Genomic DNA, 20871 nt, shown 5'->3' on the forward strand with positions numbered 1-20871 from the left:
ATATCGCCTCCTTACATTTCAAAGTCATTAGACTTGGTTTTCTTATTAGATTGATGTTGCTTGATATCTTTTTTATCCTCTTGATTGAACTTAACATTAGACTTTAGGACCAATTGTGAAACTATCGATAACTCATTTGTTTGGGCTATTTTTTCATAATGCTCTGCCACCAAAGGATTTTTAAATTGCATTGGCTCATTAAGATTTCTGTCGGAATAAAATGTTATAATCACACTATCAAAAGGGAATAGTGGCGTATTCGAGTGACCCTCCCTTTTGAGTTTATCTACTATTGTTCTAAATCTCGCTCCATCTTGATTTTCCCATTCATAGATTTTTGCCCCATTTTTTTCAATAAAAGGTTCTTTAAATATTTCAGTGTATTTTCTTAGAGAACGCCCTAAATTAAGGAGCTCATCAATTACTATAAAACCATTTGAGTTTTTATCTAAATGCAATTTGATATGCTCTGCTCCAAGTCCTTTGTCTGTTTTAAAATTGTGGTAACCTTTAATATACATTGCAATCGATTTAATAAGCATATCTTCAATTAACTCAATTAACTCAATATTAATTTGTATAGGGGTTACTTTCTTCTCATTAAAGGTTACGTTATAAATCCCTGTTTGTTCTTTTTGATTAGTTTTATTCATCTGTCCTCTCTCCTTTAATTTTTGGTTGGGATTATGTAATCGTTCCAAGTTCCGCAGTTATAGTTTCCATTCCACGCCGTCCAATGACATTTTGAATCACTTTCAGATTTATCCCATACGCTCCAAACCTGACAAAGGCTTCCTTTGCCTTTTCTATAGTATTTAGTAATGAAATCTGTATATTCTTTTGATTGTTTGGTATTATTGTTATCAGAATCTTTATAAAAATTCTCATTTACCTCATAAAACTTCATATAGTCCGCATCAAGCCCCAATTCATTTTTAACCACGATTGTGCTCCGATCAATCGTTTTAACTCGTTTGGAGGTGTAGTAGATACTCGCTTCTTTTTCATCGTCTTGTTTGGGTCGTTGATAACCGATGGTAACCCCCGTATTGGTAGTTTTATAGGTGGTTTTCCATTGGGTTTTAATAATCAGATCACCATTGCTATAATGTGTTGTCCATCGATGGTAGCCTTTATTACATTTTGTATTATCATCACTGCTTGAATTTAACATCCTCTCCTTTATCTCAAACTCATAAGTCCCATTCATATCCCCCTCCTCAACTCCCCCATCTTTTTGATTATTGGCTAATTTGATATAAGGCGTTGTAATTCTCCCACTCTTGCCTCCATCATTGCTGTAATCACAGCCGGTAATGTCATAATAGCTTCCAGCAACGCTGTCATAAGCTTTTATTTGGGTTCTTCTGTAAGCTTGAAGATTAGGATCATCCATTTCCCAAAGCCCGCAAGCATATTCTTGATAGCCAAATTCAAATGGTGAATAAATGCCGTGATTGATATAAACTTTTTGATTGGTTTTAGGATCGATGTAGTATTGATTCACCATTCTTTTGAGTTTTTTATCCGCATCATCCTTTTCATAACTGATTAATTCTTCCTGCACATTCATATAATCCCCGCAATCTGCAGCTGTATGGATCAGTCCATCTATTCCTCTGAATAAAATTTGTGTTTGAAACATCCAAGCTTCTCCTCCGCCATAGCCTTTGTTATCAGTAACTTGCAATTTGCATTTTGAATCGTCCTTATATAAGGGGAAACGATATTCATCTCCGGCTAAATCTACGCACCCTCCGATATTTTGAGTTTGATTTTCTTTATCAACGTAATAAAATTGCGTTTGTTTAATCGCCATTCCGTCATTAAAGTCATAACGGTATTCACATTTGGTATCGTCTCTTTGAGCTTTTAAATCCGTGCAATTCCCGTCTTTATCCACAATGGATAAACTGATTGAGTTTTTGCCGTCATATTGCGGGGCTTTGCAGTATTGAGCTGAATAATTTGAAACTCCCCCTGCATCTCCTTGAGTATTATTGCCATTAGGGACAATCACAGGGTTAGGCACATTGCTAGAATTATTGCCGTTATTGGAGGGAATATAACTGCCACTACTTCCGCTAAAATCGCCATTTCCTGATGAAAAAGGGCTGGTATAGCTGTTATTGCCCCCGCCACTGTTGCCGCTATTGGTTGCAGAATTACCATTTGTCCCATTTTTGCTGCTATTCCCATTATCAGTTATCACGCCACCTTTTTGTTTGTAGGCATTGATATCAATGCCTAAAATCTTTGCGATTTCTTCTTGATTTTCTCCTGCTAAAATAAGCTTAGAACCTTTTTGAAGTTTTTTGGCATTTTTAACTTCTTTGATTGTTGAGGGATTGCTTGAGAGAGAATGGGTTTGATTGTTTGTCTTAATTTCGCGCACCATAAATGCTGCGGACTTTCTATCGCTGCTAAGCTTATAATCCCCGATAGCAATCGCAGGATAGACTTTATTGTCAAATACGACCCTGCCTCTTAGCGCCCCTTGTTTTTTACTTAAATTAATATCTTTATCAGTGATAATCATTAAGGCAAAAACCGAACTGAAAACACCTGAAAAAGCACACAGGCAGGCTATTTTCATTAATTTGTTTTTACTTTTTTTTACTATTATGCTTCTTGTCATTTCTTTTAAATTATTTAAAATATTTTTCATTGTCTCTCCTTTAGATTTCTCTATCCCATTTTTTGGATTTTGGTTTGGATTTGCAGATTTGCCTGTTATTGTCGCATTCATTGTTTTTAGGTAGAATGACATCAATATTTTCTTTTGGTAGCCTAAGCCGAGTATCTTCTTGTTTGCTACCTAGCTGAGTGAAAGTTTGGATAATATCAGCACTGCCTGTTTTCTCGTTACTTCTTTTTTCAAGCCTTTTTAGATCTCTTTCATCAACTTTGGTTGCGTGTATTACCTCTCCTGTTTCTTTTGTAATAACTACTTTTCCAATTTTATTTTCTTGCATATATTTGACAATTAAAGAGGCATCTAATCGATTATTCCTATAAAAATGTGTTGGATTTTCTAACACTTTTCTAATAAGTCTAAACACATCACTAGGCTTATCAAACATTTCAGGGTGCTTATCAGCAAGCTTTTCTAAATCTGCGAGAATATGATTTTGCGTAAGCTCTGCTAAGGAACAAATATTTTCATCTATGCTCATTCCCACTTTATAATCACTTTTTATCTTGTCTGTTGATAAAATTTCAAATTCTGTTTTTGTTATTTTTTCACTCATCTTGTCTATTCTTTTTTCATTCATTTTTATTGCTCCTTTTGTTTAGTATTCATTTTCATCATCGCTGAGATCATCATCTTTTGGCAGCGGTTTATATTCTTTAAAAAATTCTGTTAAAACCTCTCCATCTTTTGGTTCCGGAAAAAAGATATCCACATTGGGAGAAATAAAAATTCTGCTTCCCTCTTTGATGGTAATAATGGGTTTAATCCGCACCTGCTCTCTTAAAATTTGCGCGACAATATTAGAAACATCATCTTTCATTTGTCCCATTAACTGAGCGGTTTGATAGCTTTGATACACACCTCCTCCTCCGCTTTTATTGAGTTGTGTGTTTAATCCGGAACTGATGGCTAAAAGCAAACCGTTTGAGAGAGTGGAGAGTGTGAGAGGCAAGCCGTATTTTTCCCAATACTTATTATGCAAGTTTCCAATAAGCCCTGCATAACCTTTGACATCAGCCCCTTTGGCATTGGTTAAAATGATATTGACTCCTTGTGGTGTGATAATGCGACTCCACACCACTTCCAGACGATATTCCCCGATTTTGTTATTGCTATTGTAAAATCCGATTGCGTGCGAACCTTTTGGAATGAGTACGGCTCGTCCCATTGCCGCATAAATATCGCTTTCAACTTGTGCGATTACTTTATTGCCTCCGATTTGAGAACTGATAGGCGTGATTAAAATCGCCGGTATCATTCTGTCTGCCGTAATGGTTCTTAAAAGCTTGTGTTCATTACTTGCCTCATCTTTTTTATCAAGATTGCTAAAAGAGCTTGCCCCATAATCAATATCTCGATTGATTTTGCTTTCAGGGTCGCTCGGATTAACATCAGCGCTTTCAAATCGTTTGGCAAGTTGTAATAATCTTTCTTTATTAGTGGGGGAGGCGGATTTATAATCAAATTGGGCATTGGATGTGCGTCGGCGCGAATTATTTAAACCGGTTAAATTATTTTTATTGGTCTTATTGTTTTTATCTGCAGATTGATTCACCTCCGCATTTGGATGCAGTACAATGATTTTTTCTTTAGGCAAAACAATATTGCCATTTTCATCAACAATGTTGCCATCTTTGTCTTTGTGATAATTTTGATTTGCTTGGATTTGAACTTGTTTTTCAACCTCATTTAAAGTCTTGTCAATCGATTTTTCCAACTCGCTTTGTATTTTGCCCTTGCTTGATTGGCTGTTTTGGTCTTTAGAGTCGGCAAAAAGATAATCAGAAAGCGGGAATTTTGTATTGACTTCAAATTCACTTTCACCTTCATCAACATCAGTAAAAACAATCATCAGCATTAAAATACTCGCGATGCTTAGGGGTATCCAAATAACTTTTCGTTTGAGTAGCCTAAGAATGCCAGAAAACATTATTTTGCCTCTTGTTTTGTTTTTTGAGTTTTTTTATTTGGGATTTTTTCCACGCAGACATATTCGTCTCCAAGTCTTAAAGTCCATTTTCTTCCGACGTCTTCAGCAATAATATAATTGCCTACAATGCGTGAATTTACAGGATTATCGTATTGATCAACGACTTTATAGGCGTAGGGAAATTTTGAAATGCTTTTTTCTCTGTCAAATTTGAAATAAGTATATTTCCCATCATCAAAAATCTCTTGAGATTGCATATTTTCAGCTTCTTTAGAAGTCTTTTTATAAAGCCATAAACTCTGCCAAGTTCTTTTTGCTTTTGGCTTTTGGTAATAATCTTTTTGGATTTGAGACTTGTCAATGAATAAATGATTGACACCATCTCCAATCCTGATAAATTTGCCATCATCAATTTCTTTGGAGGAATAATCAATTTTTTTAGAAATCACATCGTCCCCATCATTTTTGCCACTTTTGGGATTACTATACGCATCTTGTGAGCTTTCTTGAGGCTTTGAAAAAGGATTTTTCATATCAAGCAAATAAGAATTTTTTTCTTGAAGTTTTTTAAACTTTTCCTCTTTTTCTTTTTGCTCTTTATTTTTATCCACATCAATTTTTCCAATTTTTCGACTATCTGAAACAAACACGCTTAAAACAGGGTTTCTGGAATTGGTGAAGTGGGTGGAAAATAAGTAGAAGGTATATATTTTTCCGCTTTTTCCAATTATAGTGAGGTTAGTGTCTATGCCGATTAAAAGCGGTTTGATGAGTAAAATATTACTCAAATCAAATCCCTCTTTTTGGGGTGTTTCAACTTCAAATCCGCTGGGATCGCCTAATGAAATATAAAGAATGCTGTCATTATCAAAGACAAACATTGTGCTCATCGCATATCTGAGTCTGATTTTATGGGTATCCCCAGCGACATAATGAATGTTGAGATTATTATCCTGCAGGTTTCTTTTTCTAGAAAAAAATGAATTTTGAATGGCATTTAAAAACATCATTTTAGAGGCATTTTGTTCTTTTTCCTGTTCTTCATAAGCTTGTAGGGAAATTCCGCCATCACTATTTGCTCTCGCATTTGAAGGTTGCGCGCTTGTATTTTGATTTTGTGCAGGATTTTCAAATGGGGATGGCACAGGTTGGGGATCAGCTTGCAAACAGGCAATGAATAAAATCGCAAACAAGGCAAAAATTCTTAAGCCTATATTTTGACAGCTTGGCTTTTGAATCCGATCTGCAATGATTTTGATTTTCCCCTCTTTTACTGCCTCTTTAATCCCCTTATAAAAATTATAAAAAACTTCTTTGTATTTTTTATGATCTCTATGATTTTTGACTTGTTGCATAGCTTTTTGCATCATTGTTTTCACTTATTTTCTCCTGCAAACGGGGATATAAGATCTTGTTGCTCTTGCTTTGTTTCTTTTTTGGTTTCTTTGTTATCTTTTAGAGGACTTATTGTAGACATTAATTTTTCTTTAGAATCAGAATTTTCTTTTTTATCATTTTCTTGTTCTGTGTTTTCATTGTGTGGGCGCTCTTTTGAGTTTTCTGATTCTTTTAACTTGTTTAATTCTTTTGCTTTTCTCAGTCTTTCTAATTCCATCTCTAATTCTTCAATTTCATCTGGAGTTAATGCTTCTGATTTTGTATCTGACTTAGTCTCTGATTCTTGGCTTGTCTTATCTTTATCTTGAAGATTGTATTGGTAGGCATCGTTAATATTTTCCTCATTATTGAGTCCGTCGCTACCAATCCCTTTTTTCAGATTTTTATAATGAATTCTTGAAGGTGTCTTATCGGGATCTTTAACTTGATTTTTGGGATCGAGCTCTTTAATCGTAGCAATTTCTGTGATGGCATAACCTGTTACCATAAAGCCTGTGGGATTTTTTGGCATTGATTGAAAATCAATTTCAATCGGTTTGAATTCATAAGCAATCACAATGCGATAGCGCTTTTCACTTTGCAATAACCCATTAGCATATAAAGTGATATTGACATCAGCGTTGGCATAACCTTTTTTAATTGTTGAGATATTGATAATTTGGACGTTTCTTTTGAGATTGTTATTGGTATAGATTGAATCTTGCTTTGCCACGATTTTTTCAAAAATTTGCCACACTTCAGGAGTGCTTTGCTCTCTGACAATATCAAATCGCATTTCATCATCAATGCGATTAATGCTTTCTCGATTGAGGATATATGCTCCTAATAATTGCCTGATGAGCGCAACATTGGCAGTAATCTTTGAATCTGCTTTTTGCACAATAGCAAAATTTTGAGTGGAAGTTGCAAATGTTACTAAATAAGGAACTTTTTCTTTTAAGGGAAAAAGAGAAATGATTAAAATCAGTTCAATTAAAGTCGTGATAAAGAAAAAGCCTGCAATTAAAATCAGCCAATCTCCAATTTTTCGTTCCATCTTAAAGATTGTATTTGCATTGCTCACGCTTTCAAAAAGCATTGTAACCTGTAGGTGTTTTCTTGCCTTTGACATCAGTTTATTTTCAAAAAACTGCTTGATTTTATCTTTGACATCAGCAATATTTGCTAAAACACTTTTTTTACTATTTTCTTCTTTTATTTGTTCTTCAAGGCTTTTTTCTGGGATATTTTTTGTATTTTCAATATCATTATCCATTTTGTCAATATTGATATTGTCAGTATTATTAATAATTTTTTCTGCATTATTGAAGCCATTTAGATTATTTTCAGCATTCGCATTGCTTTCTTTATTAATTTCTTGCATTCTTATTTCACTTACCTGCTAATTGTTGCTTGCATATTTCAATGTCTTTTTGAGTAAGATTTTCTTCATCAATGATTTTTTTTATAGAAACAGGATTTTTTTGGAGTAAATCTGCAATATCTTTTAATTTGCAACCTTTTTTATAATAATTTAAAATATCTTGTCTTTCAGATTGAGTGATATGTCCATATTGGTTGATTTTAGCGAATGTCTTCATTTTGGTTTTCCCGCCAATGGAGGCAATAAAATCTCTTTGAATGTTGATGATTTCATCTTTTAAGCCAAATTTTTCATTCTGCAATAAATCAATTTTAGCTTCAAGTAGTCTGACTTTTTGACTAAGATCTGCTATTTCTTTTTCTTTAGCAGGCAGACTATCAAGGAGTTGATTTCTCAGTTGAAATTCAATCTTATTAAAGGCATCTATAAAGGCAATTTTCCACTGATAGGCTTTTGAACCCGTAAAGCCCATTACAAGCAATGAAAATCCATCGCGAGTGAGATTATAGGCAGGGCGTATTTCTCCTTTGGCATCTTTATAGGTAACGCCCTTAAAATTTAGGGCGCTAAAATTATCATCAGGCAAATTTTTAATTTGAGCAATAATATTGTCGTGACGTTTGCCAAAAACCTCTGCAACATCATTAGAGCTAATAAAGGCTTTAAATTCTTTGATTTGAAAATCAATTTCTTTATTATTGATTATCACAATATTATCAGCCATTATAAACTCCTTTCTTTTGTGTCTAACGCGTAATTTTCTCTTTTGTCTGAGGAAAAATAGCTAACGCCCTTGAATTTTGGGGCGATGGTATTGAATTTGTTTGATTTACTAATTCCATTCAGTTTTTTTATATCTTCAAAGCAAGCACAGGGAGATTTGTACATTTCATAATATTTATCGCTACAAGCACTTAAAATAAATACTGCAGAAAAAAGTCCTGTAAGCAATAATATTTTTCTTATTATTTGCTGACAACTTCTTATCTGATAAATATTTTGTATTTGCATTAGTTTTATCAATTTTTGTTTTTTCATTATTTATCTCCTTTGCTAAAGGCTTTGGCTATTTGGCTTGTGCCAAATGAAACCCCTTTAGTGATCGCACTCTTAACCTTGTTTCCGCCCATTGCTCCTACTGCTGTATCAATGCCTTTGCCGACTATATTTCCCCCGACTTTACTTCCAAGACCAGCAGTTGCCATATTAAGACCGGCTCCCACTAATCCGCCGATAATGCCCCCGCCTGCTCCTTGATAGCCTGATTTGGCTGCTCCTGCTAATCCTCCAAAGACTGCCCCACCTGCACTTAAGGCTGCCTTACCCATATCATTCATTCCCTGTATTCCCGTGCTTGTCCCAAAGAGGGCATCAATCATAGCTGGGATTTGCTTGATGAGCAAAAGGCATAAAAAGGACATAATTAAAATCATTGTCAAAATCCCATCTATTGCAGCTATTTTCTTTGTTCCTTGAACTAGGGTTTCAATAAATCCCTGTTTTGGTTCATCGGGAATATATTTTAAAAGCTGCTCTGTAACCTTAAAATTAAGCGTTGCTAATAATAAAATCAAAGGTTGATAAAAAGTGAGTGAAAGGATTTTTTTAATATAAGCCCAAGCAAAACCTCTGGTTTGGGAGAAATAGATGAGCGGTAAAATTAAAAGTGCAAAGGCTTTATAAATAGTGATTTCAATAGAAATAATAATGACAAAATAACAGACAAATAAAATAAAAATAATCTCTATAATAGCTATAGCCAATGTTAAAGCTAATGAAACGAAGTATGTAATAAAATTACTGACTCCAATATCTTTAAATACTGTATGAACAAGTGTTTCTATTGAACCAAAAGTCTTTTTAATCAAAATACTGATAGCATTTTGAGAGGTTACATTGGCTTGATTTTCAAGATTTGAGTTTCCTGATGCTACAATCGCATCGCTTATTTTATTTGAGAGATAAAATAACGTTTGATCAAAATATTGATTGAATGTATCAGGATATTGTCTTGCCCAATTATAAAAGCCCACAAAAAGAATAAAGACCAATAAGTTGATAATGGTTTTAAATTCAAACATATCATTGTTTTTGAGCTTTTTAATTACAAAGAGCAAAATAAGTAAAATCGTAATAACATTGACAATAGCTGTAGTATGGAGTAAAATAGAAAAATTTTTTGCCATATTATCTGCAAAATTATTTAAAAAGCCCGTAAAAATACCAATCAAGCTTTCAAATAAATTAGTATCCATTCAAAAACCTTTCTTTATAGTCGTTGGGATAAGTATTTTTAAGATTTTTAAGTTTTTGAACCGAATGGCTTGATGAGCTTAGGATATTTAGATAATTTCCCAATTTAGCGAGATTAACATCAAGGATATTAGAAGTCCCATCAAGCCTGTTTTTCAATAAGATTTTCCTATCTCTTGCATTGGCACTGAGTAAAAAATTTTCTTCGGATTCTGTAAGATTAATGCCATAACTTTTGATTTTTTCAATGTCTCTAGTGGGATACAAAATAATATGAGCCATATTGGCTACTATAGAAGAAGCGTTTTTAACGCCATCTAACTGATTGATATCTTGAAAGGCTAATGCCAAAACGCCATTGACTTTTCTGGCTTGCGTGAGAGTCAGATTGATTTTATCAATCATCGTATCAATTTCTGTATAGCTCTTTGCCTCATCAATAAAGATAAAAAAGCCTTTGGCATTTTCTTTGGCTTCAAAAATCATTTTGTGAAACAGATATAAGGCAATCAAACTCGCATCTTTAGTGGAATTAACAATAAAGTCCATATTGATGCAAGTGATTTGTTTCTCAAAGCTCAGGGAGTCTTTGAGACTATTAAAGAGCGGGTTTTTCAAATAACGAGTAAGCTGCATTTGGATATGTTGGTCAGATGTCTTTAAAATTCCCTCTGCGATGTCGCTCAGTCCAAATGTAATATTTTGATGATAAAGATTGTGATAGGTATCGTTGATAGCTTTTTCAATCGCAGCGATTTTTTCAATATCATCGGGATTATTTTCGTCCAATCCGATTAAAAATCCTAGCCAACTTGATAAAAAGGCAATATTCTCTGTTTTATACTCCAGCGTAAAAGGATTGATATAAAATTCTTCTCCATCATTATATTCCCCATCAAAAAATTCCGTCATTATTTTCATCCCATACAATCTGTCAAGGGTTAAAATATTGATGTCATATTTGAGGCAATTAGCGATTAAAAAGCTCATCAAGGTTGTTTTTCCCGCTCCTGTTCCCCCGATAATCATTGTATGCCCTAAGACCATATCTCCTGCTTGTTTGACTTCTTGAGCGTGAAAATTAAATAAGAACGGCGACATACTTTGATTTTTAAAAATACTTAGAGGCATATTTCCCCAAGAGTTTTTATCTCTGCCTGTGTGTTCTTTTTCAAACAAAATCATTGAAGCGATATTACGGCTTACTTGTAGCCTTTTTCTGGCATTAAGTTTGCTTTTATTAGGGAAGAAACTAAAAAATGTCGGGAGCATATTAATGGTCTCATTAATTGCAACAAGCCCGTTTTTGATAAAAATATTGGCAATCTCTTGGGATTTGAGATTTAAATTTTCCTTGCTTTTTTCTTTTACTAAAACCATCAAAGAAATATATTGAATGAGCAGTCTGTCAGACTTTACCAGTTCTTTTAATTCATCAAATTGCCCTTTTATCAAGGGGCTTGCACGTCTTCGTTTTTCAGTGATTTTAGAAACAGCCTTATCTTTAGAAATTGCATCGATATTAATAATTACATCAAATTCAGCCTCCAAGTGTAAAATATTGCTTAATGGCAATGAGGAGGTCGTTTCACTGTCATAAGCTTTAATTGCTACAAAGCGATTAAAAATTCGTTGCCCATTAAAATCTTGAATAAAATAATCTTTGTGAAAAGAAACATTGGAAGCAATATAGCTGTCTCCCAAGATTCCGTTATCAGGAAAAAACTTGATATAAATACCGTTAATATATTCTGCATAAAAACGCAAGAGGTCAATGGAATTCATCTTTTTGGGATTTAGGGGACTAAGCGCATGTAAAACCCTTTGTATCACTGCAGAAAGCAGAGTTTGTTTATTGATATAGGTAATATTGGTATTGTTATTTTCCCCCGCATCTTCTTTGATAGAAGTAGTTATTTCTATTTTTTTCTTCTCAAAAAAACCTTTGATATTACTGTTTTTTGTTTCAAAGATAATAAAATAAGAACTAGTATAAACCTTTTCCTTACCCTCCCAAAGATTGATTATTCTTTTGGCATAGGAGTTTTTGATATGGTTGTATTCCCTGTTGAACTCTAATTTTCTGCGTTTGGTAATGATTTTGATTTCAACCTCTTCAGAGATGGCATTCAGCGCATTGATGCGTTCGATAAACAAACTCTCTATACTCCCTGAATCCAAATCGTAATAGTTAATGCCTTCAAGGCTGATTGCTCCGATAAAATTTTCTGTTTTACTCACAATCAAATCTTGATCATAAATCCCTAGGATATTGTTTTCTTCTATCATTGAAAAATGCTTTGGGGTACCAATATTCAATAAGGAATCAAAAATATTTTTTATGCCTTCGGTAAAATTCATTACAAACCTTTACGCATAATAAATTTTGATATCAGTTTTCATCAAAAAACTTGCAAACAAAATGTCTGTGATGTCTTCATCAAAGAATTCGGCGACATAAAAACTCACAATTGCACAGATAAAAAATAATAAAGCAAATAAAAACGAATAGTTTGCTAAAGCAAGGGCGGCAAACGAACAAATCACCCACGAATTAAAATTTAGTCCCAAAAGTTTTTCTTTTTTGGTAAGTTCTCTGATGTTTGGAACTTCAACATTTGTAACTTGTAACATTCTCTTGCCTTAAAACAGCCATTGAGCTATTGCTTGAGAATGCGTGATTGCTAAAGACCCCAGAATGATGCTTAAGCAAGCGAGACCGACTTCTTTCCATCTCTCTAAATTTTTTAAAAAATAGATGGCTACTGCAATGATGATTAACGCTCCGATGGTTTTCATCAGGGTGCTGGAAAAATAACCTGTAATTTTTTGGATCTTTTGTTCCAAACCATCAGCAGCGCTTGCAAAATTACAATACATAAGCAACAAGACAAGCCCTAAAGGCATACGATTTTTAGTTTGAATTTTCATTTTTTTCCTTTTATGAGATTTTTAGTTTTTGAAATTCTTGAACCTCAGAGCCGTTGTCTGAATTTTCTGGTATGGGAGGAGGAGAAACAATGTAATTATTTAAAGCGGTTGTGATTCTTTTTTTGATGATGGCTTGATGGTAGGAGCATTTAATACTTGGTAATGCCTTACCTGTCAGCATTTCGTAAGAAATGATGGTTTCAAAACATTCGTTCTGCTTGTCTTTAAAACGCAAAAAAACATTTTGCATTGCGCTTAAATCTTTTTTGTCTCTAAAGTCAGTAACTTCAAATTCTCCGCCCTCAATACTTAAAGTTTTTCCATCAAAATCTTTAACAACTTTTGCAAGGATTAATTGAATGTTCTTGTAGAATCTTGAGGGTAAAATCTCTTCGCCGTTTTCTTTGTGTGTCGGCGGATTGAGAGCAGGGATTTTTCGATAATCAAGCAATGTGATTTTTACACAATCAAAGTTTAAATATTCATATCTGATAAACCCCATCTCTTGGAGAAAAAACAACCAATTTTTGATGGTTTTTTTGGTAACATTGAATCGAAAACTCTTGTCTTGTTTTTGAATTAAAAAAGTCCCTGTCTTAACAGTGGCACTTTCGAGATAATCCAAAAATTCTATAATCAAATATTGATAAAACACAAAGATTTTTGAATTCAAACTACCCGCAAAGAAATTCAGTAACTTTTTGTCCCGAGTGTAGTTATAGAATATTGAAGCATCAAACAATTTTCAGCCTTTCACTAGACTGAAGCTTATGCTTTGCTTAATATTGTATTTTTAGATATAATATTAAAAATTTGGTAATGTGAAAAAATGTGAAAATAAAAATAAAACTTTTCACATCAAAAAACCCATTATTAAGACTATTTCATAGTATTTTTCACTATTTCACTGAAACCTACTATGTATTATTTAAAATGTTATAAATTTAAGGAGATACGAAATGAAAATCATCGTAGGGAAAAATAACCTAGAAATCATCTTAAGAAACTTTCAAGCTTTCTTAGATAAAAAAGATTCTTCCCAAATCACTTCCCATATTTATTTTGAAGTCATTGATACAAAACTTCTCCTAAAAGCCACAGATTATGAAATCGGTATAGAATCAAAAATTGATATTTTAAAAAAAGAGTCTGATGGCAATGCAACTGTAAATGGAAGAAAAATACTTGACATTGTAGGAAGACTCAAAGATGGTGAAATCATTTTAGAATCTGATAATGATTTCATTCATATCAAACAAGGAAAATCAAAATTCAAACTTCCAATGTTTAATGCTTCAGAATTCCCAGATTTTCCAGAATTAAATGAAAACACAAAAATTAATATTGACACTTCTAAATTCATCCAATCAATCAGAAAAATCAATCCAGCTGTTGAAAACACCAATCAAAAAATAGAACTTAGTGGAGCACTTTTAGATATAAAAGAATACGCTTTTAATTTTGCAGCTACAGATACAAGAAGACTTGCCATTGTAAAATATGACACCCAATCAGTAGAAAACTTTTCTATCATCATCCCAAAAAAAGCTATCAACGAAATTTTGAAATTATTTTATGATGACTTAGAAATATTTTATAACCAAACCCAATTAATTATAAGAACGCCCAATTATACTTTTTTCACAAAGCTTATCAACGGAAAATATCCCGATTATGAAAAAATCATTCCCAAAAGTTTCAAAAATGAGATCAAACTTCCTAAAGATATCATCATAGAGTCTATCAAACTTATCAATTCTTTATCAAACAACATTAAAATTATCATCAAACCAAATGAAATTATATTTGAATCCATCAGTGATGAAAACTCTGAAGCAGCAAGCACACAAATAGAAATCAACACTAATATTGATTCTGAAGTCATCATTGGAGCTAATTCTAAATATATTCTTGATTTTCTTTCTCAAATAGAATCTTCAGAATTCAATTTATGTTTAAATGAATTGAACACACCATTTACTCTTAAAGACGGAAACTTTTCAACAATCATTATGCCAATTATATTTTAGCTTACGGAGCAAATATGGAAGAAAATAAAAAAGAATATGGAGCAAGTAACATAAAAGTCCTTAAAGGACTTGAAGCAGTTAGAAAACGCCCAGGAATGTATATAGGCGATACGCACATAAATGGCTTGCACCATATGATTTATGAAGTTGTGGATAATTCTATTGATGAGGCAATGGCAGGGTATTGTGATACAATTAAAATCACTCTTACACAAGAAGGTAGTGCGATCATTGAAGACAATGGCAGAGGCATACCCGTAGATATGCATCCTACAGAAAATTTACCTGCAGCAACCGTTGTTTTAACCGTTCTTCACGCTGGTGGAAAATTTGATAAAGATACTTATAAAGTTTCAGGTGGTTTGCACGGAGTGGGTGTAAGCGTTGTCAATGCACTTTCAAAACGTCTTATTATGACCATTAAAAAAAATGGCAATATTTATCGCCAAGAATTTGCTAAAGGAATTCCTCAAACAGGACTCGAAATCATTGGTAACACTAAAGAACACGGGACTACTATAGAATTTTTTCCTGATGGTGAAATTATGGAAATTTTGGAATTTGATCCTGAAATTCTTACAAAACGCTTCAAAGAAATGGCTTATCTCAATCAAAATGTAACGATTTGTTTTAAAGAAGAAAAAACTCAAAAAGAAGAAAAATATCATTTTGAAAATGGATTGCATCAATTTGTAGAAGATATCAATAAAAAACCTTTTCTTTCTCAAATTATTAGCTTTAATGCTAGTGAACAAGAAACTGAAGTTGAAATTGCTTTAGCTTATAATGAAGGTTATGATGAAAAAGTTTTAAGTTTTGTCAATAACATCCGCACACCAGATGGTGGAACACACGAAGCTGGTTTTAGAGCAGGTCTTAGCCGAGCTATTACTAATTATATTGATGCTAATGCTAATGCGAGAGAAAAAGATAATAAAGTTACTGGAGATGATATTAGAGAAGGTTTGATTGCAATCATCTCAACAAAGATTATGGAACCCCAATTTGAAGGGCAAACTAAAGGAAAATTAGGCAGTTCTTTTGTAAAACCTATCATTCAAAAACTCACTTATGAAAAACTTTCTAAATTTTTCGAAGAAAATCCCAGCGATGCCAAAGCAATTATGCAAAAAGCAATGCTTGCAGCCAGAGGCAGGGAAGCAGCAAAAAAAGCTAGAGAACTCACTCGAAAAAAAGAAAGTTTATCAGTAGGAACATTACCAGGAAAACTTGCAGATTGCCAAAGTAAAGATCCCACTGAATCTGAAATTTATTTGGTTGAAGGAGATAGTGCGGGAGGTTCAGCAAAACAAGGAAGAGATAGAGTTTATCAAGCTATATTGCCCTTGAGAGGAAAAATTTTAAACGTAGAAAAATCCCGTTTGGATAAAATTCTCAAATCCGAAGAAATTAAAAATATGATTACAGCTTTTGGATGTGGTGTTGGAGAAGAATTTAACATTGAAAGGCTTCGTTACCATAAAATTATTATTATGACAGATGCTGATGTTGATGGGAGTCATATACAAACCCTTTTAATGACATTTTTCTATCGTTATTTAAAACCTCTTGTTCAAAATGGACATATTTATATTGCTCAACCCCCACTTTATCGATTTAAAAAGGGTAAAAAAGAAATTTATCTTAAAGATGAAAAATCTTTATCAGAATATTTGATTGAAAATGGTATTGAAAATTTTAAATTCGAAAATATCGGAAATAAAGAACTTCTTGAAATTTTAAGATATATTTCTCATTATCGATTTACATTAAAAGAGCTTGAAAAACGTTATGCGATGATTGAAGTGATTCGATTTTTGATTGAGCATAAAGAATATATTTCACTTAGTTTTAAAGAAATGTATGAAAAAATTGAGGTATTTTTAAGTACAATCGAATGCAATATTTTAAGCAAAACAATCCGTGAAAACCAAATTATGCTCTATATCCAGACTAAAGCTGGATTGGTTGAACTTAATATTGATGAAAATCTTTTTGTTGATAATTTTTTTGAAGAAGCTTATTTTATTTATAATAAAATTTGTGAGCGAAATTTAGAATTTTTAAAAGATAAAGATCCGATTGCTTTCTTAGAGGAAATTGAAGAATCAGCTAAAAAAGGTGCTTATATCCAAAGATACAAAGGACTTGGCGAGATGAATCCCGAGCAATTATGGGAAACAACAATGACACCACAAAATCGAACACTTTTAAAAATAACATTGCCTGATGAACAAAAAGCTGATGAAATTTTTACTCTTTTTATGGGCGATGAGGTAGAACCTAGGAGAGAATATATCCAACTTCACGCTAAAGATGTGAGACATTTGGATGTCTGATTTAATTTAAAACAAAGGAAAAATTGCAAGCGATGGATTTTTTTTTAGAATTGATTACAAATATTAACATTATTTTTTATATTTTGGCTTATCTAGTTGGGGGAATTCCCTTCGGACTGCTTTTAACTAAAGCCTTTTGTGGTGTAGATATTCGTAAATCAGGTTCTGGAAGTATTGGAGCAACAAATGTTTATCGAGCACTTAGAGAAATTGATGCAAAAAAAGCAAAAATTTTATCAATTTTTACGATTCTTTTGGACGCAATTAAGGGTTTAATAATTGTGCTTTTAGCGAAAATTTTTGGTTTGAGTTATGAGACTCAATGGATGATTGCTATTTTATCAATTTTGGGGCATTGTTATAGTCCTTATTTAAATTTTAGTGGTGGAAAAGGGGTTTCTACCGCTATTGGTTCTGTAATTTTATTGATGCCTATTGAAGGAATTTTAGGTCTTATTGTTTGGGGAATAATCGGTAAAGTTTTCAAAGTCTCTTCACTTTCTTCACTCTTAGGAGTTTTGAGTGGGATTGGTTTGACTTTTATCATTCCTTATATTTTGCCCCTCCCTGATAGCATTTCTATCATTTCTCAAGTTGGAACACATGTTCCTGTTGTTATTATCGGTATTATTGTTTTATATACCCATATTCCAAATATTGTGCGTCTTATTCGAGGCAAAGAAAAAAAGGTTTTTTAATCATTGGAATCTTTAACACTGATTATCCAAAATTTAGAGTTTGAGACTATTATTGGTATTTTAGATTTTGAAAGAAAAAATCCTCAAAAAATTCTTCTTGAAGGCGAATTTACCTATAATTATAAAGAAAAAGGCTTTATTGATTATGTAATGCTTAAAAATTTTATTAAACAACTTTTAGAAGCTAATCAATATGGTCTTTTGGAAGAAGCTTTATTGGATATTATAAAAAATTTAAAACAAAATTTTGATTCTATTTCATCTGTTTGTTTGACACTTAAAAAACTTCATATTATTAATGATTGTATTGTAGGAGTAAAAATAAATAAAATTTTTTAAGTTTATTTTATCTATAAATAAATTATAATAATAAATATTATTTTTATAACAAGGACAATACGATGTTTAAAAATCAACTTGGCATTATGATTTCGCTTCTTATGCCTTTATCTGTTTTATTTGCAGATGAACCTCAAAATTATACTTTGGATAAGGTTACAGCATCTGGAGAAAAAGAATTCCAATTCAATAATAAAGATTTTATTAATGAAAAGGATTTGGGGGCGCGTCAAGCAAATCAAATGTCAGACGTATTTGCCACACAACCAGATATCAATGTCGGGGGCGGTGGTATGATGGCTCAAAAGATTTATGTTAGGGGCATTGAAGACAGATTGCTTCGTGTAACCATTGATGGAGCGGCTCAAAATGGTAATGCTTTTCACCATCAAGGCAATACGATCATTGATCCTGGAATGCTTAAAGAGGTTGAAGTCACTAAGGGTGCTGCAAATGCTTCTGCAGGTCCAGGTGCTTTAGCTGGGGCGATCACTATGACGACGAAAGATGCTTCAGATTTACTCGAAAAAGGTCAAAATTTTGGTGCTTCTTTATCAAGTTCTTTTTATACGAATTTTGGTATCAGAGAAAACGCGATTGTTTATGGACGCGGTAAATATTTTGATATTTTGGGATATTATACACATCAAAATATTTTTTATTATCGTGATGGTGAGCATACTTTTAAAAATCTTTTCCATCCGACATTTGAAGATAAAGTACTAGGTTCTGCTTCACAACAAAATAATGTTTTATTGAAAGCAAACGGCTATATCAATGATAAAGATAAAATTACTTTTACTTACAATCTAACGCGTGATGATGCGACTAGACCATTTCGAGCAAATGTTACCAATCCTCCTGCAAGTGCGCAAGAAGATAAAGTCGATTTTGCTCAAGAACTTTTTCATCACGTTGATAGCAATAATAATGCTTCTTTTGAATATAACCATCAAGGCGATAAAAATTTTGGTAGCCCTAAAATCAAACTTGATGCTTATGGAAGCGTTCGAAATATCCATTTAACTCCTTTGTTTGATCCAAACAATACAAAAACAGCTGATGGTCAGCCGATAGCAGAAGCTGATTTTGAAGGCAGCACCCCAAGAAACATATTTTTAAATAACTTTGGAGCAGATTTGAAGATTTCTCATCCGATTACTCAAGATTATAAGAATACATTTGATTGGGGTCTTGATTATCAAAATATGACCGTTATGGATAAGGATCAAAAAATTGTTACTCCTGAACAAAGAGGAAGGGAAAGCAGTAATATTATGGGGGCTTATGTTCAGGCGAATTATTCAGTTTTGAAGTCTTTAACCATTGGTGCGGGAACTAGATATGATGTCTATACTTATTTTGACAAAAATTCCCATAATCACGTTACACAAGGCTTTAGCCCTAGTGTTGCGATTCTCTATAATCCTATTGATCCAATAGATGTAAAACTTTCTTATGCTTATGTAACTCGCGGGGCTTTACCTGGAGATGCTTTATTGATTCAAGATCCTGATGTTATTATTGATCCTCATTTAAAATCTGAGAAAGGACAAAATGTTGAATTTGACATTGACTATACTCAAGAATATTTCAGTTTGAGAGGAGCGGTGTTTTATCAGGTGATCGGTGATTTTATCAATAGTTATGGAAAGGATAATGTGATAACTCCAGATGGAGATATAGATGCCAATAGGGGGATGAGAACAAATTTAAAAGATAAAATAAATATTTATGGCTATGAACTTGGAGCGACTTTTAATTATGAAAATTTTATGGCAACTTTCGGATTTGCAAGGAGTTATCCCACAGTTAGAGGTGCCTTGATTGCAGATACTTATGAATTAGGTGCTACAACGGGATTTAATTATACCTTAAGATTACAATATGTTTTTCCGACCATCGGATTGGATATTTCTTGGTTGAGTAGATTTGTGCAAACGCTTGATTATAGGGGTTATGATATTTATAATCAGGAATTCAGCAATGTCCATAAGCCCGGCTATGGAGTGCATAATATTTATGTCAATTGGACACCTCCAAAAATTAAAGGCTTATCATTTTCTATTGTTTTGAACAATATTTTCAATAAATTTTATATTGATCAAACTTCTCCGATTAAAGTTGAAGCTGATGGTTCTGCGAGTGAATCTATCAATCAAGTCAGAAAAGCTTTAGCAGAACCCGGATTTGATGGGCGGTTTGAAATTTCTTATAAATTTTAGTTCCAAGATGCTTTTTGCAAATTATTGACAGCCATCTCCTTAAGTCATATAAAAGATAAGATTTCTTCATCTTATCTTTCTTTTTTATTAATTTTTATTAATTTAAGTGGTTCTTAAGCCCTATATAGCGAGTTTGAGTATAATCATAAAATCAGGTAAAAAAATATCACAAGGAATTAATTATGCTACACAGAGGTTTATTGATTGCGATATTATCAGTAGGTTTTAGCATTGCTCAAACTCTTCCAAAAGAACCGGTATTGAGTTTAGATGTTGCTTTGAAAATAGCTCAAAATGCATTGAAACAATGTAAAAACGATGGTTATAAAATTGCTGTAAATGTTTTGAACAAATCTGGTGTGGTTCTTGTTGCCCTCCGAGATCAAGACGCAGGTCCTCACACAATTGAGGGAAGCTATAAAAAAGCTTTTACCTCTGTTTCAACCAAAACCCCGACTTCTGTTTTTGCTAAAAAAATAGAAAAAAATGAAATGTCTTCTGGGTTGGTCAATCTCAGCAAAAACTTTGTATTTGCAAGCGGGGGTTTGCCTATAAAATCAGAGAATACCACTATAGGAGCAATAGGTGTAAGTGGTGCTCCACAGGGTGATTTAGATGAAAAATGTGCGCAAATTGGGATTGATAGTGTGCAAAAGGATTTAGAATAAGA

The 20871-nt window shown here is 33.0% G+C and carries 19 protein-coding genes; 6 read left to right on the plus strand and 13 right to left on the minus strand.

All coding sequences use genetic code 11. From position 1 onward, the window contains the following. Positions 1–11: 11 nt before the first annotated feature. The 13 genes from BKH41_RS01900 to BKH41_RS01960 are packed head-to-tail and all read right to left on the minus strand — an operon-like array spanning position 12 to position 13312. Complete coding sequence (locus BKH41_RS01900) at positions 12–653, minus strand: hypothetical protein (protein WP_095296744.1); 642 nt, start codon at positions 651–653, stop codon at positions 12–14. A 14-nt stretch (positions 654–667) separates the two neighbouring features. Further along, the gene (locus BKH41_RS01905) at positions 668–2668 is read right to left on the minus strand and encodes a hypothetical protein (RefSeq protein WP_095296745.1); all 2001 of its coding nucleotides are present in this window, start codon (positions 2666–2668) and stop codon (positions 668–670) included. Positions 2669–2678: 10 nt separating this feature from the next. Then, complete coding sequence (locus BKH41_RS01910) at positions 2679–3275, minus strand: hypothetical protein (protein ID WP_095296746.1); 597 nt, start codon at positions 3273–3275, stop codon at positions 2679–2681. Between the two features lie 18 nt (positions 3276–3293). Continuing rightward, positions 3294–4625 carry a DNA type IV secretion system protein ComB10 gene (locus BKH41_RS01915; protein WP_180762701.1) on the minus strand — a complete coding sequence of 444 codons (1332 nt, stop codon included), beginning with the start codon at positions 4623–4625 and terminating at the stop codon, positions 3294–3296. Beyond that, positions 4625–5995 (minus strand): TrbG/VirB9 family P-type conjugative transfer protein, encoded by a 1371-nt coding sequence (locus BKH41_RS01920; protein WP_257875387.1) that lies wholly within the window; start codon positions 5993–5995, stop codon positions 4625–4627. Before BKH41_RS01920 ends, BKH41_RS01915 begins: the two co-directional genes overlap by 1 nt. Before the next feature lie 5 nt (positions 5996–6000). Beyond that, a complete protein-coding gene (locus tag BKH41_RS01925) occupies positions 6001–7386 on the minus strand; it encodes a VirB8/TrbF family protein (RefSeq protein ID WP_095296747.1) in 1386 nt (461 codons plus the stop codon). A gap of 7 nt (positions 7387–7393) precedes the next feature. Beyond that, the gene (locus tag BKH41_RS01930; RefSeq protein ID WP_095296748.1) at positions 7394–8110 is read right to left on the minus strand and encodes a Rha family transcriptional regulator; all 717 of its coding nucleotides are present in this window, start codon (positions 8108–8110) and stop codon (positions 7394–7396) included. Next, positions 8110–8424, minus strand: a complete 315-nt coding sequence (locus BKH41_RS01935) for a hypothetical protein (protein ID WP_095296749.1) — start codon at positions 8422–8424, stop codon at positions 8110–8112. The genes BKH41_RS01930 and BKH41_RS01935 overlap by 1 nt, the downstream gene beginning before the upstream one ends. After that, on the minus strand, positions 8424–9641 hold the full coding sequence (locus BKH41_RS01940; RefSeq protein ID WP_095296750.1) for a type IV secretion system protein: 1218 nt from the start codon (positions 9639–9641) through the stop codon (positions 8424–8426). The genes BKH41_RS01935 and BKH41_RS01940 overlap by 1 nt, the downstream gene beginning before the upstream one ends. Continuing rightward, positions 9631–12000 carry a DNA transfer protein gene (locus tag BKH41_RS01945; RefSeq protein ID WP_095296751.1) on the minus strand — a complete coding sequence of 790 codons (2370 nt, stop codon included), beginning with the start codon at positions 11998–12000 and terminating at the stop codon, positions 9631–9633. Before BKH41_RS01945 ends, BKH41_RS01940 begins: the two co-directional genes overlap by 11 nt. Before the next feature lie 9 nt (positions 12001–12009). Beyond that, positions 12010–12273, minus strand: coding sequence for a virB3 type IV secretion protein (locus BKH41_RS01950; protein WP_095296752.1), 264 nt, complete (start codon positions 12271–12273; stop codon positions 12010–12012). Positions 12274–12282: 9 nt separating this feature from the next. Further along, positions 12283–12570 (minus strand): TrbC/VirB2 family protein, encoded by a 288-nt coding sequence (locus BKH41_RS01955; protein ID WP_095296753.1) that lies wholly within the window; start codon positions 12568–12570, stop codon positions 12283–12285. A gap of 10 nt (positions 12571–12580) precedes the next feature. Beyond that, a complete protein-coding gene (locus BKH41_RS01960) occupies positions 12581–13312 on the minus strand; it encodes a hypothetical protein (RefSeq protein WP_095296754.1) in 732 nt (243 codons plus the stop codon). A 217-nt stretch (positions 13313–13529) separates the two neighbouring features. On the opposite strand from BKH41_RS01960, the gene dnaN reads away from it, so the two are divergent. The 6 genes from dnaN to BKH41_RS01990 all read left to right on the plus strand — a co-directional run bounded on the left by dnaN (position 13530) and on the right by BKH41_RS01990 (position 20869). Continuing rightward, positions 13530–14600 carry a DNA polymerase III subunit beta gene (gene dnaN / locus BKH41_RS01965; RefSeq protein WP_095296755.1) on the plus strand — a complete coding sequence of 357 codons (1071 nt, stop codon included), beginning with the start codon at positions 13530–13532 and terminating at the stop codon, positions 14598–14600. A gap of 14 nt (positions 14601–14614) precedes the next feature. Beyond that, positions 14615–16939 (plus strand): DNA topoisomerase (ATP-hydrolyzing) subunit B, encoded by a 2325-nt coding sequence (gene gyrB, locus BKH41_RS01970; RefSeq protein WP_095296756.1) that lies wholly within the window; start codon positions 14615–14617, stop codon positions 16937–16939. 32 nt (positions 16940–16971) lie between these two features. Further along, positions 16972–17637 carry a glycerol-3-phosphate 1-O-acyltransferase PlsY gene (plsY, locus tag BKH41_RS01975; RefSeq protein ID WP_095296946.1) on the plus strand — a complete coding sequence of 222 codons (666 nt, stop codon included), beginning with the start codon at positions 16972–16974 and terminating at the stop codon, positions 17635–17637. A 3-nt stretch (positions 17638–17640) separates the two neighbouring features. Continuing rightward, positions 17641–17976, plus strand: coding sequence for a dihydroneopterin aldolase (locus BKH41_RS01980; protein WP_095296757.1), 336 nt, complete (start codon positions 17641–17643; stop codon positions 17974–17976). Positions 17977–18038: 62 nt separating this feature from the next. Further along, positions 18039–20201, plus strand: a complete 2163-nt coding sequence (locus BKH41_RS01985; protein ID WP_095296758.1) for a TonB-dependent receptor — start codon at positions 18039–18041, stop codon at positions 20199–20201. A gap of 182 nt (positions 20202–20383) precedes the next feature. Further along, positions 20384–20869 (plus strand): heme-binding protein, encoded by a 486-nt coding sequence (locus BKH41_RS01990; RefSeq protein WP_095296759.1) that lies wholly within the window; start codon positions 20384–20386, stop codon positions 20867–20869. Positions 20870–20871 lie beyond the last annotated feature (2 nt).

The sequence above is a fragment of the Helicobacter sp. 12S02232-10 genome, from assembly GCF_002272895.1.
GTDB lineage: Bacteria > Campylobacterota > Campylobacteria > Campylobacterales > Helicobacteraceae > Helicobacter_J.